The sequence below is a fragment of the Aeribacillus sp. FSL K6-1121 genome (assembly GCF_038003725.1).
GTDB classification, from domain to species: Bacteria; Bacillota; Bacilli; order Bacillales; family Aeribacillaceae; genus Aeribacillus; species Aeribacillus composti.
The window spans coordinates 2,320,768-2,333,475 of sequence record NZ_JBBOPS010000001.1 but is presented as its reverse complement, the minus strand read 5'-3'; the positions used below and the strand labels follow the sequence as shown (position 1 = coordinate 2,333,475).

Sequence of the window (12,708 nt, the reverse complement as noted above, 5' to 3'; positions counted from 1 at the left end):
GATGGCATGCATAGATTGTATACTCATGAGTTAACTTTTGCTTATGGACAGAATATGATTATTGAAGATCTTAATCTTACTATTCCAACGGGAGAAATTACTGTATTAATTGGAAGCAACGGTTGCGGAAAGTCGACCTTATTAAAATCTTTGGCAAGAATTTTAAAGCCAGCAGGCGGTTCAGTACTCTTGGAAGGAAAGGACATTGCCGAGCTACCGACAAAGGAAGTGGCAAAAAAACTGGCTATACTTCCGCAAGGGCCTGAAGCCCCAGAAGGATTAACTGTTTTGCAGCTTGTTAAACAAGGACGGTATCCTTATCAAAATTGGCTGAACCAATGGTCCAAGGAAGATGAAGAATTAGTTTTTCGAGCGCTTGAAGCAACTAGAATGAGTGAATTGGCAGAACGAACAGTGGACTCTTTATCAGGAGGACAAAAACAGCGTGCATGGATCGCCATGACTTTGGCGCAAAATACAGATATTATTCTTTTCGACGAGCCAACAACTTATTTAGATATAACACATCAAATTGAAATACTCGATTTATTATTTGAATTGAATATGAAAGAGAAAAGAACGATCATCATGGTTCTTCACGATTTAAATTTAGCCTGCCGTTATGCTCATCATATCGTCGTATTAAAGGATAAAAACATTTATAAACAAGGAAAACCGGAAGATGTAATGAATGTACAACTGGTCAAAGATGTATTTGAAATGGATTGCAAAATTATTCGCGATCCGATTTTTGGAACACCGCTATGTATTCCGTTCGGAAAAGGGAGAAATATTAATAAAGTAGGGATGCAGGCATGGGAAAGTTGACGTTCGATGAAATAAAGGTGCTGTCAAAATTTCGATATTCAGAAGCAAAACGTGCAACCGATTCATCAATTGACATGGAGGAACTGCTAAAACCGGAAAAACTGCAGCTGTTTTTAAAAAATATTCAGCCTAAATTTAATGCACCTCTTTATGTAGCCGGGTCAATGTTTATTAAAAGATATGCTTTTTTAGCCGCTTTAGCTCTTTATACCATGACAATGTTTGATAAAGCTTTAAAAGTGGATATAAAAAATCTTGTCCTGATCACTGATGACGAAGATCCGCTTTGGCTGCCGGGCTTTTATTTCAAATCGAACGAAGTCACAATCGCTCCCCAAGAAAGAAAAAAATGGCGGGATGAAATGTTAACCTTATTATTTAAAGAAAACATCACCCGTCTTTTACAGGTTGTCTCAACAGAGGCAAAAATTTCAAAATGGATTCTTTGGGAAAATGTTGCGATCTATATATTTTGGATGTATGAAACATTGCTCAATGAAAAGCAGCATGAAGATAAACATGAAAAAATAAAAGAAGATTTTATTTATTGCGTGAAGGAAGCAAAAGGTGAATTGTTTGGGGATTTTAATCGGAACCCTTTAAAAAAATTTTTTGGTCCTAAGACATATTCTGATCAATATGATGATTATATTCGAAAAAGAAAAACATGCTGCCTGTTTTATTTGACAGACGATGAAGGGAAAAAGTGCAGAACATGCCCGAATGTTAGTGAATGTACAATAAAAAAGTAATTGGAGAGATTAAAAATGGATAACCAGTTTCAAGCTCAGATTGATGCGCTTGTTGAAAAGTATACCGAACTCTTGCTTGGAAAATCGTCTCCTGAATTAAAAGAAAAAGTGAAAATTTGGGTGTTGTATACGTACATGGCAAAATCGATGCCGCCGCTAGTGAAACATTGGAATGAAAAATTTCCAGAAGCAAAAGAACAAATGAAAGCTATTATTAATGAAATAAAAGAATTAAATGAACAGCATAGAAATAATAAAAAACGTTGATCTAAATTTGAAGTTGTCCTCCTTATAAGCAGCAGGAGGATTTTTTATGCGGACAGAATAGTATCATTCAAAATAACTTTAAGGTTTCATAGCATTGACGTTGGACGAAACAATGGAATGCTGATAAAGGTTAAAAATTTTTTGTGCTAAAGCAAAATGCTTCTTACTTTAAAAACAGCAGATAAATATAGGATGTTATCATATAGAACGGAATGAGCTCGCCTATTCAGTAATCGATTGGGAATAACATTTCCGTCCCGTAAAAGAAATAAAACCTTACTCCGCTTGTTTACCGGAATAAGGCTGCTTTAACTCTTTATTTGCTGTCTGTTCGATTGGGGTCAGACACTTTTAAGTTCATTTTTATTGAATGTTTTGATTGTAAGGAGATTGCTGTTGCAAATAATTAGCAAATTGCTGATAGCTTTGTTGTATTTTTTGGTTGTCGCACGCCTCAAGGGAATACCATCCATTTTTAAACATGACATTAAATAACTGACGCTGGCATTTTTGCGTTTCGTCGCAAATCATTTGAATATTTTCGTATAAAACGGTGTGGCTAAGCTCATTCAAAGCTGTGCTATAACCTTGTGTCATATATTTTTCAGTTGCAAGCAAGTCATTTATAAAGTCGCGGTCGTTCATTTGCGGGCTTTTTTGAACTGTTGTTTCCGGATTGCTGATTTTCGTGTTGTTTGATTGCTGGGCTTGCATAATAAATCTCCTTTCTACTGCATTTGTGGATTGCCATTTAATTGATTTAATATCTGCTGATAGTGGCGATGATGCATTTCTCCTACCTTTTCCAACTCAGCTTTAATTTCAGGAATTTGGCATTGTGAAGCAAAAAAATGTGCTTTTTTCATCGCAATTAAATTCCATGACATCATATCTGTTAAATATAGTTGATCTTTTACAGAAATAATTTGCGGCGGTTCGTTATAAACTTGATTTTGCTGCATATTTTGCATATTGGTTGGCATTTGATTCATCATAAAAGCCCCCTTTTTCAAAAATGTACAAATTTAATATCCCACAATTTTTAAAGAGTTATGCAAAAATTTTTTAACAGGAATATTGAACAAAAATTTTAAATATTTTATACTTTAGTAAAACAGAAAAAAATGAATGAATGTTCATTCAAATGAAAGGGGATTTGAAATTGTGCGTCAAATAAAAAAAGCTGCAGTACTCGGATCAGGAGTGATGGGATCCCAAATTGCAGCACATTTAGCGAATGTCGGGATTCATGTATTACTCCTGGATATTGTACCGACAGAACTAACGGCAGAAGAAAAACAGCAAGGATTGACGCTGAAAGATCCAATCGTTCGAAACCGTTATGCTCAAAAGGCCGTGCAAAGACTGCAGAAGCAGACTCCTGCTCCATTGACTGCAAAAGAAAATATAGAGCGAATTGAGATCGGGAATTTTGATGATGACATTGAGAAAATTGCTGAAGCTGATTGGGTGATTGAAGCAGTTGTGGAAAGGCTCGATATTAAACAGAAAGTTTTTGAAAAAGTGGATAAATGGCGGCGGCCAGGCAGCATTATCAGCACAAACACGTCTGGAGTTTCCGTTCATTCGATGTCAGAAAACCGCTCAGAAGATTTCCGCAAACATTTTTTAGGCACTCACTTTTTTAACCCGCCACGCTATTTGAAGCTGCTCGAAATTATTCCAACAAAAGATACTGACGAACAAGTTGTAGCATTTATGAAGAGATTTGGTGAAGATGTTCTTGGCAAAGGGGTTGTTTGCGCAAAGGATACACCGAATTTCATTGCCAATCGCATTGGAACATATGGTTTTCTTGTAACCGTACGTGAAATGCTGAAAGGGAATTATTCTGTCGGAGAAGTTGATTCCGTGACAGGGCCTTTGATCGGCAGACCAAAAAGCGCCACATTCCACACACTTGATGTAGTCGGTTTAGACACGTTTTTTCATGTCGTAAACAACGTATATGAAAGAGTGGATGGCGAAGAAAAAGAAATTTTTCGTGTCCCGGATTTTATGAAGAAAATGCATGAAAACGGCTGGATTGGATCAAAAGCCGGGCAAGGATTCTACAAAAAAACGGGCAAAGAAATTTTAGAATTAAATGTAAATACGATGGAATATGAAAATAGAAAAAAACTTCGTGCCGATTCTATCGAAATAGCGAGACGTGAAAAAGGCACCGGGGAGAAGTTAAAAGCAGTTGTTTATTCGAACGACCGTGCAGGCACTCTTATTTGGAAAATTCTTATTCCAACGCTCCTTTATTCCGCAGAACAGCTGGACAGCATTGCCGAAACGATCGTTGACATTGACCAAGCGATGAAGTGGGGATTTGGCTGGGAGCTTGGACCGTTTGAAATGTGGGATGCAATCGGGATAAAACGATCGGTTGAAATCATTGAACAGCAGGGCGGAACAGTGCCAGCATGGGTCAAGCAAATGCTGAAGGATGGAAATGAAACGTTTTATAAGCAAAGCGAAGGCGCTACTTATTTTTATCATCGGGGCGAGTACAGACTGCTGCAAACAAATATGAAACAAATTCATGTGCAATCGTTGAAAAATGAAAAATCAATCATTAAAGAAAATAACGGGGCAAGCTTAATCGATATCGGCGATGATATCGCACTGCTCGAGTTTCATTCGAAAAACAATGCGATCGGCTATGATATTGTGCAAATGATCGATTTTGCCATCGACGAAGTTGATAAAAATTATAAAGGGCTAGTCATCGGCAATGAAGGAAAACACTTTTGTGTAGGCGCAAACCTTGCGTTTATGTTAATGGAGGCGCAGGATGAAAATTATTTTGAAATTGAGCTGATGATAAGAAAGTTCCAGCAAGCGATGATGAAAATTAAATATAGTCCGAAGCCGGTTGTAGCGGCCCCTTTTCATATGACATTGGGAGGCGGCGCGGAAGTATGTTTGCCTGCCTCAAGCATTCAAGCAGCTATGGAAACTTACATTGGCCTAGTTGAAACAGGTGTTGGACTGATCCCGGGCGGGGGAGGAAACAAAGAACTGTATATAAAAATTCTTGACCAAATCGGCAATGATATTGAAATTGATTTGCAAAAGGTCGCAAATAAAACATTTGAAACGATCGCCATGGCTAAGGTGTCCAAATCCGCACAGGAAGCGCAGCAAAACGGGTTTCTTCAACCGACAGACGCCATAACCATCAATAAAGATCACCTGCTGTATGATGCGAAGCAAAAAGCGCTGTTTTTATATGAAAGCGGATACCGTCCTCCTGTCCGCAAAAAAATTCCGGTAGTTGGCGAGACCGGATATGCCGCCATGATATTAGGGGCACAAAATCTTTATTTATCGGGATACGCTTCGGAGCACGATGTAAAGATTGCTAAAAAATTAGCCTATGTGATTGCGGGAGGCAAGCTTCCATACAGGACAAAGGTAGATGAACAATATTTGCTCGATTTGGAACGGGAAGCATTTTTAAGTTTAATAGGTGAACCGAAAACACAAGCCAGGATGCAGCACATGCTGTTAAAAGGAAAACCGCTGCGCAACTGACAGAAAGGAGTTAGAAAAATGAGGGAAGCTGTCATTGTCGCTGGTGCTAGGACACCGGTTGGAAAAGCAAAAAAAGGGGCATTAGCCAACATACGACCGGATGATTTAGGAGCATTAGTAGTAAAGGAAACATTGAAGCGGGCCGGAAGCTATGACGGACATATTGATGATGTCATTATTGGTTGTGCTATGCCTGAGGCAGAACAAGGCTTAAACATTGCAAGAAATATCGCGGCGCTGGCAGGGCTCCCCTATACAGTGCCGGGAATAACCATTAACAGGTTTTGTTCTTCAGGGCTGCAGGCTATTGCTTATGCAGCTGAACGGATCATGCTTGGGCATGCGGAAGTCATTATCGCAGGAGGAACAGAATCAATGAGTCTTGTTCCAATGACTGGAAATGTATTGCGACCAAATGCAAAGCTTGCCGAGGAAGCGCCTGAATATTACATGAGCATGGGACATACAGCCGAGCAGGTCGCACAAAAATACAATATCAGTCGAGAGGAACAAGATGAATTTGCTGTGCGGAGCCACCAAAAAGCAGCTTTAGCAATTCAAAACGAAGCATTTGCTGAAGAAATCGTTCCTGTAGAAATCACGAACCGAACAGTTGATGCTAATAACAAGCTGCAGGAGAAAAAAACAATATTTCGCCAAGATGAAGGGGTTCGACCAGAAACAACAAAAGAGGTTCTTTCATCTTTAAAACCGGTATTTGCAGTAAACGGATCTGTAACGGCGGGAAATTCTTCGCAAATGAGCGACGGAGCGGCTGCCGTTATGGTAATGGATCGAAAAAAAGCGGAAGAGCTTCAGCTAAAGCCGCTGGCCAAATTCCGTTCTTTTGCTGTAGGAGGAGTGCCGCCTGAAGTGATGGGAATAGGTCCTGTCGTTGCGGTGCCAAAAGCGCTTGAATTAGCGGGTCTTGAACTTTCCGATATTGGACTCATTGAATTAAACGAAGCATTTGCTTCACAAGCGATTCAAGTAATTAGAGAACTCAAATTAGACGAAGAGAAAGTAAACGTAAACGGAGGTGCCATAGCTCTTGGACATCCTCTTGGATGTACAGGTGCAAAATTGACATTAACTCTTATCCACGAAATGAGAAGAAGAAATGAACAATTTGGATTGGTGACGATGTGTATCGGCGGAGGAATGGGTGCAGCGGGAGTTTTCGAGCTTCTATAAAAAACCAAAAGGTTAGGTTTTCTAAACATGATGGAAAATGACATGGAGTCTTCGAACTTATTTATGAATCCAAAAGGGGGAATATTGGGTGGCAAACAAAACAGAGGCCTATATAAAGGGCGGAAGCTTCATCATGGAAGAAATTCCTTTTGATCGGATCTTCACGCCGGAAGACTGTACAGAAGAACATAAAATGATTGCGAAAACAGCTGAAGATTTTGTCCTGAACGAGGTTGTTCCTTTTATTGACCGTCTTGAAAACCATGAATTTGATATTTCGGTGAAATTGCTGAAGCAAGCTGGCGAACTTGGTCTGCTCGCCGCAGATATTCCAGAAGAATATTCCGGACTAGGTCTTGATAAAGTAAGCTCTGCTCTTATTGCAGAACAATTTTCCCGCGCAGGGGGCTTCTCAATTACATTTGGAGCCCATGTAGGCATTGGCTCGCTTCCAATTGTATTGTTTGGAAATGAAGAACAGAAGAAAAAATATTTGCCCAGCCTTGCAGTCGGTGAAAAAATCGCTGCATATGCATTAACGGAACCAGGATCAGGATCAGATGCTCTTGGTGCAAAAACTACAGCGAAGCTAAATGAGGCAGGAACACATTATATTTTAAACGGAGAAAAACAATGGATCACAAATTCAGCTTTTGCAGATGTTTTTATCGTGTATGCAAAGGTGGACGGCAAACATTTCACAGCATTTATTGTTGAAAGAGATTTTCCGGGTGTTTCAACAGGTCCTGAGGAAAAGAAAATGGGGATCAAAAGCTCTTCAACAAGGACATTGATCTTAGACAACGTTTTAGTGCCAAAAGAAAATGTTTTAGGGGAAATCGGCAAAGGGCATAAAATTGCCTTCAATATTTTAAATATCGGACGATACAAATTAGCCGTCGGGGCAATCGGAGCCTGCAAGCGCATCATCGAATTGTCGGTCAAATATGCGGTGCAAAGGAAACAATTTGGACGGCCGATAGCCCAATTTCCGTTAATCCAAGAAAAGTTGGCCAATATGGCGCTGAAGCTTTATGCAATGGAAAGCTCAGTCTATCGAACGGTTGGATTGTTTGATGACCGGATGAGTTATTTAACACCTGAAGAGCAAAAGGATGGAAATGCTGTTGCCCAATCGATTGCTGAATATGCGATCGAATGCTCATTAAACAAAGTATTCGGTTCTGAAACGCTTGATTATATAGCGGATGAAGGAGTTCAAATTCATGGCGGATACGGATACATGGCGGAATATGAAGTGGAAAGGGCCTATCGCGACTCCAGAATTAACCGCATTTTTGAAGGAACGAATGAAATCAACCGCTTGCTTGTTCCGGGAATGTTTTTGAAAAAAGCAATGAAAGGGGAGCTACCTCTTCTTCAAAAAGCACAAAGCCTTCAAAAAGAACTGTTGACATGGATGCCGGAAGAAATCGGCGATGGCGTATTGGAGCAAGAAAAATATTTGTTGAAACAAGCGAAAAGAGTGACGCTTTTGCTGGCAGGTGCTGCAGCTCAAAAATTTGGCCAATCCTTGCAGCAGGAACAAGAGATTCTTGCAAATATCGCGGATGCGGTAAATAACGTTTATGCGATGGAATCCGCTATTTTGCGCACAGAAAAGGCCATTGTGAACTCAGGAGAAGAAAAGAATAAACAGAAGCTTCTTTATACACAAGTGTTTGTGCAAGAAGCGTTTCAGGAATTAGAGGCGAATGCAAAAGAAACGATTGTTGCGATCGAGGAAGGAGACGACTTGCGGATTCTTCTCTCTGCTCTAAAAAAATTGATGCGACAAATCCCTGTAAATGTCATTAAGAAAAAACGCCAAATTGCAGCTAGAGTGATTGAAGAGGAAAAATATATAGTATAGCTGCGGGACTTAGGGGTGTCTAATAAGTCGTTTTTACGGCTAATTGACACCCCCTTTAATGTTTTAGAAACGTTGATATATTGGTGTTTATGATCTTTTGTTTTCAATGGGGATTTGACTTTCTGGACAGCTCCAAAAATTTATTGATCAAGTTATTATGTTTGTCCAATTCGGATATGATAAAATATTATTGGTGTTGTATGAAGGAGGTGAGAAGGAATGGCTTTAACAATGTACTGGTATCCGAAGTGCGGAACTTGCAGAAAAGCGAAAAAATGGCTGGAAGATCACGGAATTGATTTTCGTGAAATACATATCGTGGAAAATCCTCCTTCTAAAGAAGAGTTAAAATCCTTTTATGAAAAGAGCGGATTGGAGTTAAAAAAGTTTTTTAACACGAGCGGTCAAAAATATCGTCAATTAGGTTTAAAAGAAAAAGTAAAAACAGCAACAGATGAGGAGCTCTTTGATTTGCTTGCATCAGACGGTATGCTCATTAAGCGGCCGATTGTTACCGATGGGGAAAAGGTGACCGTTGGCTTTAAAGAAGAGGAATTTGAGAAGATTTGGGGAAATTAAATTTAGAAAAGATTCTATTTAAATAGAATTCTTATATAAAAATGATAATTGGAGGGAATGACATTGAATACACCAAAAGAATTGCGTTATTCTGAAGAGCATGAATGGGTAAAGGTGGAAGGTGACAAAGTAAGAATTGGGATCACTGATTTTGCGCAGTCTGAACTCGGTGACATCGTATTTGTTGAACTTCCAGAAGTTGGAGATGAAATAGTCGCTGACGAACCTTTCGGTAGCGTTGAATCAGTGAAAACAGTTTCTGAGCTTTATGCCCCTATCAGCGGAAAAGTTGTTGAAGTGAATGAGGAATTGGATGACAATCCTGAATATGTAAATGAATCTCCTTATGAAAAGGCTTGGATGATTGTTGTTGAACCAAATGACATTCAAGATGTTGAAAAATTAATGACAGCTGAAGAATATGAAGAAATGGTAAAAGAAGACTAATATGAAACCCCCGTCTCCCTTTGAGAAGGGGGTTTCCTTTTCTTTATTAATGGAAAAGTGCGGACAATCAAAGTATTTTGTGTGAAGGAATCAACCACTTCATTTAGAATAAGTATATATCAAAAAGCATCTATAAGCAGGTGATAACAATGGCACTGATAGAGATTGAGAAAGTTATCATTGTTGAAGGAAAGTCTGATAAGAAAAAAGTAGAGAAAATTATTAATGAACCTGCTGAGATTATTTGTACAAATGGCACGTTAAGCTTGTCCAAGCTCGATGAATTGGCGGAAAGCTTATTTTTCAAGGATGTTTATATTTTAGTCGATGCGGATGAAGCAGGAGAAAAATTGAGAAAACAAATTAAGCGGGAGCTTCCGGAAGCCAACCATTTATATATAGACAAAATGTACCGTCAAGTTGCATCCGCACCTGAACAGCATATTGCCGCCGTTTTGCTGAGAGCAAATATTGATGTACATGCAAGATATTTATCATAAATGTGGAGTGTGTTCAATGATTGAAATAACAAAAGAGCAATTAGATGCGATTAGCGATGAAGAGCAAACCATTATATTTTTATATACACCTTTTTGCGGGACGTGTAAATTAGCTAAAAGCATGCTGGAAATTGTAGAAAAAATCATTCCTTCCATAAACATATATACGAAAGATTTGAATTATATCCCTGAATTTGCTGAAAAATGGAAAATTGAAAGTGTCCCATGTTTATTGATCTTTGAAAAAGGACAAATTGCCGAAAAAATATATGCGTTTCATTCTATTGACTATTTACATCAAAAGTTAAAAAGTTTTTCTACCACATAATTATATTTCCTGAGAAATATGTCAGTTTTTTCTAGAAAGCGTCGACAACTCCCAGCAGGAAGAAGGAAAGCTAGAAAGAATGAGTAAAATAAAATATTTGCTGGGGGGTTGTCAATGTTTGATTTTTTATTAGAAAAGGCAAATGATCATCATTTTTTAAAGCCTTTATTTCCGGCAGATCCTATGTTTATTGCTTTTGAGTTTGGCCAAAGCATTTATTGTTATCAATTGGATTTGGAAGGATTAAGACGAGTTGATGGAAATATCGAATCCATTGATGTAAAAATTATAGGAAATGAAGAGCAAATGGAAGAGCTCATTACAGGCCAGCTAAAGCTCCAACAACTAATGAAATTGAAAGCAGTAAAAGTTGAGGGGAGATTTCGGGATATTTTAAGATTAGAATCTGTCTTGTCTTTATTGGCCTAACAGGTTAAAATAGAGTAAATATATCGGAAAAGAATATATTGACACAATGTTTGTTGAATGGTACAATCTCTCCCAGTTAGTTTGTATTGTTTAAAATAATGTTTTAATAGAAAAATAGCGGGTGCACATGTACAATAAAGCTTTGTCTACAATTGCGTTGAAAAAAAGGAAGGTCAATTGAATGTAATCGTGCCTTTCTGCAGCTGTGCAGGAAGGCTTTTAGTATTAAACCGAAGCTGCTGCATGTGTGAAAGAAGGTGTAAACATGATTTCTCTCAACGGTGTTACAAAAATTTATCATACGAATCATAGCCAAGTAAAAGCTGTCGATCAAGTTGATCTTCAAATCCAGAGCGGAGAAATTTTTGGGATCATCGGATACAGCGGTGCTGGGAAGAGTACATTAATACGCTTGTTAAATGGTCTTGAAAAGCCAACAAATGGGACAGTTGAAGTGGCGGGAAAAAGAATAGACCAAATTAAAGGAAAAGAACTGAGATCCGCCAGAAAAGAGATTAGTATGATCTTTCAGCATTTTAATCTATTGTGGTCAAGAACAGTGCGGGAGAACATCGCTTTTCCATTAGAAATTGCCGGCATGAAGAAAAGCGATCGGCTCAAAAGAGTTGATGAACTTATTAAACTAGTAGGTTTAGAAGGAAAAGAAGATGCATATCCCTCGCAATTGAGCGGAGGACAAAAACAAAGAGTCGGCATTGCAAGAGCTCTTGCGAACAATCCGAAAGTTCTTTTGTGCGATGAGGCGACTTCTGCTTTAGATCCTCAAACGACTGATTCCATCCTAGATTTGCTTGTAGATATTAACAAGCGATTAGGTTTAACGATTGTTTTGATCACCCATGAAATGCATGTAATTCGAAAAATTTGTCATAGAGTGGCTGTGATGGAAAACGGGAAGATTGTTGAACATGGTGATGTGTTGACGGTTTTCCGAAATCCGAAGGCTAACATTACAAAACGATTTGTTAAACAAGTTACAGAACCTGATGAAACAATGGAAACGATTGATTACCTGCTTGAAAAGTACAAGCATGGAAAGGTTGTCAAACTTACCTTTGTAGGAGACAGAGCGGAGCAGCCTATGATTTCAAAAATCATTAAAGAGTTCGATGTAGAGGTTAATATTTTGCAAGGGAAAATTTCACAAACTCAAAGTGGATCCTACGGAACGTTAATCATCCATTTTGATGGAGATGAAACTACAGTTGAACAAGCCATTGAATTTATTCGCAATCAACAAGTGGAGCTGGAGGTGATTGCGAATGTTTGAGACATTGTTGCCAAATGTAAAATGGGACAAAGTCATTGATGCAACTTATGAAACGGTTTATATGACAGCTGTTTCTGTATTTGCTACATTTTTTCTCGGAATTATTTTAGGTCTTTTATTGTTTTTAACGTCAAAGGGGAACATGTGGGAAAATCGGTTTATCCACTCGTTTGTTGCAGCAGTTGTCAATGTATTTCGATCAATTCCCTTCATTATTTTGATCATTTTGCTGCTTCCTTTTACAAAAGCAATTGTTGGTACCATTTTAGGTGCTAATGCTGCACTTCCTGCACTCATCATTGGTGCTGCGCCTTTTTATGGAAGGATGGTGGAAATTGCACTGAGGGAAGTTGACAAGGGGGTGATTGAAGCTGCAAAATCGATGGGAGCTACAATGAGCACAATTATTTTTAAGGTACTGCTTCCAGAATCGATGCCTGCTTTAGTTTCAGGAATAACTGTCACAGCAATTGCATTGGTAAGTTATACAGCCATGGCAGGCGCCATTGGTGCCGGTGGTCTTGGAAACCTTGCCTATTTAGAAGGATTTCAGCGTAATCATAGTGATGTAACATTTGTTGCAACTGTACTCATATTGATTATTGTATTTATCATCCAATTGATCGGCGATATGATTACAAGAGCAATTGATAAGCGTTAAACGAAGGAGGAGA

Annotated in this window: 15 protein-coding genes; 13 read left to right on the top strand and 2 right to left on the bottom strand. The window is 38.6% G+C overall.

From position 1 onward, the window contains the following. Window positions 1–6 precede the first annotated feature (6 nt). Genes NSQ61_RS11450 through NSQ61_RS11440 form a run of 3 tightly spaced genes read left to right on the top strand, consistent with a single transcriptional unit; the run spans window position 7 to window position 1,847 of the window. On the top strand, window positions 7–828 hold the full coding sequence (locus tag NSQ61_RS11450; RefSeq protein WP_063386944.1) for an ABC transporter ATP-binding protein: 822 nt from the start codon (window positions 7–9) through the stop codon (window positions 826–828). Beyond that, entirely contained in the window at window positions 816–1,580 is a 765-nt protein-coding gene (locus NSQ61_RS11445) for an IucA/IucC family C-terminal-domain containing protein (protein WP_082829501.1), read from the top strand. Before NSQ61_RS11450 ends, NSQ61_RS11445 begins: the two co-directional genes overlap by 13 nt. Window positions 1,581–1,595: 15 nt before the next feature. Further along, window positions 1,596–1,847: a DUF2573 family protein gene (locus NSQ61_RS11440; protein WP_063386943.1), complete on the top strand. Its 252-nt coding sequence runs from the start codon at window positions 1,596–1,598 to the stop codon at window positions 1,845–1,847. A gap of 363 nt (window positions 1,848–2,210) precedes the next feature. Here the strand turns inward: NSQ61_RS11440 and NSQ61_RS11435 are convergent, their stop codons facing one another. Together NSQ61_RS11435 and NSQ61_RS11430 are read right to left on the bottom strand one after the other, a co-directional pair. Continuing rightward, complete coding sequence (locus NSQ61_RS11435; RefSeq protein WP_144597777.1) at window positions 2,211–2,561, bottom strand: spore coat protein; 351 nt, start codon at window positions 2,559–2,561, stop codon at window positions 2,211–2,213. A gap of 14 nt (window positions 2,562–2,575) precedes the next feature. Beyond that, window positions 2,576–2,839, bottom strand: coding sequence for a hypothetical protein (locus tag NSQ61_RS11430; RefSeq protein WP_198318588.1), 264 nt, complete (start codon window positions 2,837–2,839; stop codon window positions 2,576–2,578). Between the two features lie 172 nt (window positions 2,840–3,011). Here NSQ61_RS11430 and NSQ61_RS11425 point away from each other — a divergent pair, with 172 nt between their 5' ends. The 10 genes from NSQ61_RS11425 to NSQ61_RS11380 all read left to right on the top strand — a co-directional run bounded on the left by NSQ61_RS11425 (window position 3,012) and on the right by NSQ61_RS11380 (window position 12,695). After that, the gene (locus NSQ61_RS11425; protein ID WP_340807030.1) at window positions 3,012–5,393 is read left to right on the top strand and encodes a 3-hydroxyacyl-CoA dehydrogenase/enoyl-CoA hydratase family protein; all 2,382 of its coding nucleotides are present in this window, start codon (window positions 3,012–3,014) and stop codon (window positions 5,391–5,393) included. Between the two features lie 18 nt (window positions 5,394–5,411). Next, window positions 5,412–6,587, top strand: coding sequence for an acetyl-CoA C-acetyltransferase (locus tag NSQ61_RS11420; protein ID WP_063386940.1), 1,176 nt, complete (start codon window positions 5,412–5,414; stop codon window positions 6,585–6,587). A 133-nt stretch (window positions 6,588–6,720) separates the two neighbouring features. Beyond that, complete coding sequence (locus NSQ61_RS11415) at window positions 6,721–8,460, top strand: acyl-CoA dehydrogenase family protein (protein WP_063386989.1); 1,740 nt, start codon at window positions 6,721–6,723, stop codon at window positions 8,458–8,460. 219 nt (window positions 8,461–8,679) lie between these two features. Next, window positions 8,680–9,039, top strand: coding sequence for an arsenate reductase family protein (locus tag NSQ61_RS11410; protein WP_066249190.1), 360 nt, complete (start codon window positions 8,680–8,682; stop codon window positions 9,037–9,039). A 63-nt stretch (window positions 9,040–9,102) separates the two neighbouring features. Then, window positions 9,103–9,486: a glycine cleavage system protein GcvH gene (gene gcvH, locus NSQ61_RS11405; RefSeq protein ID WP_063386938.1), complete on the top strand. Its 384-nt coding sequence runs from the start codon at window positions 9,103–9,105 to the stop codon at window positions 9,484–9,486. A gap of 149 nt (window positions 9,487–9,635) precedes the next feature. Beyond that, window positions 9,636–9,986 (top strand): toprim domain-containing protein, encoded by a 351-nt coding sequence (locus NSQ61_RS11400; RefSeq protein ID WP_063386937.1) that lies wholly within the window; start codon window positions 9,636–9,638, stop codon window positions 9,984–9,986. A gap of 16 nt (window positions 9,987–10,002) precedes the next feature. Continuing rightward, on the top strand, window positions 10,003–10,314 hold the full coding sequence (locus tag NSQ61_RS11395; protein ID WP_117016983.1) for a thioredoxin family protein: 312 nt from the start codon (window positions 10,003–10,005) through the stop codon (window positions 10,312–10,314). A gap of 114 nt (window positions 10,315–10,428) precedes the next feature. Then, window positions 10,429–10,743, top strand: coding sequence for an SCP2 sterol-binding domain-containing protein (locus NSQ61_RS11390; protein WP_340807026.1), 315 nt, complete (start codon window positions 10,429–10,431; stop codon window positions 10,741–10,743). A 265-nt stretch (window positions 10,744–11,008) separates the two neighbouring features. Continuing rightward, the gene (locus tag NSQ61_RS11385) at window positions 11,009–12,034 is read left to right on the top strand and encodes a methionine ABC transporter ATP-binding protein (RefSeq protein WP_063386934.1); all 1,026 of its coding nucleotides are present in this window, start codon (window positions 11,009–11,011) and stop codon (window positions 12,032–12,034) included. Further along, complete coding sequence (locus NSQ61_RS11380; protein ID WP_063386933.1) at window positions 12,027–12,695, top strand: methionine ABC transporter permease; 669 nt, start codon at window positions 12,027–12,029, stop codon at window positions 12,693–12,695. The genes NSQ61_RS11385 and NSQ61_RS11380 overlap by 8 nt, the downstream gene beginning before the upstream one ends. Window positions 12,696–12,708: the final 13 nt, after the last annotated feature.

Excerpts from the sequence above, each read along its gene's own strand:
- NSQ61_RS11450 (WP_063386944.1), top strand. The coding sequence starts at position 7 with ATGCATAGATTGTATACTCATGAGTTAACTTTTGCTTATGGACAGAAT.
- NSQ61_RS11445 (WP_082829501.1), top strand. The coding sequence starts at position 816 with ATGGGAAAGTTGACGTTCGATGAAATAAAGGTGCTGTCAAAATTTCGA.
- NSQ61_RS11440 (WP_063386943.1), top strand. The coding sequence starts at position 1,596 with ATGGATAACCAGTTTCAAGCTCAGATTGATGCGCTTGTTGAAAAGTAT.
- NSQ61_RS11435 (WP_144597777.1), bottom strand. The coding sequence starts at position 2,561 with ATGCAAGCCCAGCAATCAAACAACACGAAAATCAGCAATCCGGAAACA.
- NSQ61_RS11430 (WP_198318588.1), bottom strand. The coding sequence starts at position 2,839 with ATGAATCAAATGCCAACCAATATGCAAAATATGCAGCAAAATCAAGTT.
- NSQ61_RS11420 (WP_063386940.1), top strand. The coding sequence starts at position 5,412 with ATGAGGGAAGCTGTCATTGTCGCTGGTGCTAGGACACCGGTTGGAAAA.
- NSQ61_RS11415 (WP_063386989.1), top strand. The coding sequence starts at position 6,721 with ATGGAAGAAATTCCTTTTGATCGGATCTTCACGCCGGAAGACTGTACA.
- NSQ61_RS11410 (WP_066249190.1), top strand. The coding sequence starts at position 8,680 with ATGGCTTTAACAATGTACTGGTATCCGAAGTGCGGAACTTGCAGAAAA.
- NSQ61_RS11400 (WP_063386937.1), top strand. The coding sequence starts at position 9,636 with ATGGCACTGATAGAGATTGAGAAAGTTATCATTGTTGAAGGAAAGTCT.
- NSQ61_RS11395 (WP_117016983.1), top strand. The coding sequence starts at position 10,003 with ATGATTGAAATAACAAAAGAGCAATTAGATGCGATTAGCGATGAAGAG.
- NSQ61_RS11390 (WP_340807026.1), top strand. The coding sequence starts at position 10,429 with ATGTTTGATTTTTTATTAGAAAAGGCAAATGATCATCATTTTTTAAAG.
- NSQ61_RS11385 (WP_063386934.1), top strand. The coding sequence starts at position 11,009 with ATGATTTCTCTCAACGGTGTTACAAAAATTTATCATACGAATCATAGC.
- NSQ61_RS11380 (WP_063386933.1), top strand. The coding sequence starts at position 12,027 with ATGTTTGAGACATTGTTGCCAAATGTAAAATGGGACAAAGTCATTGAT.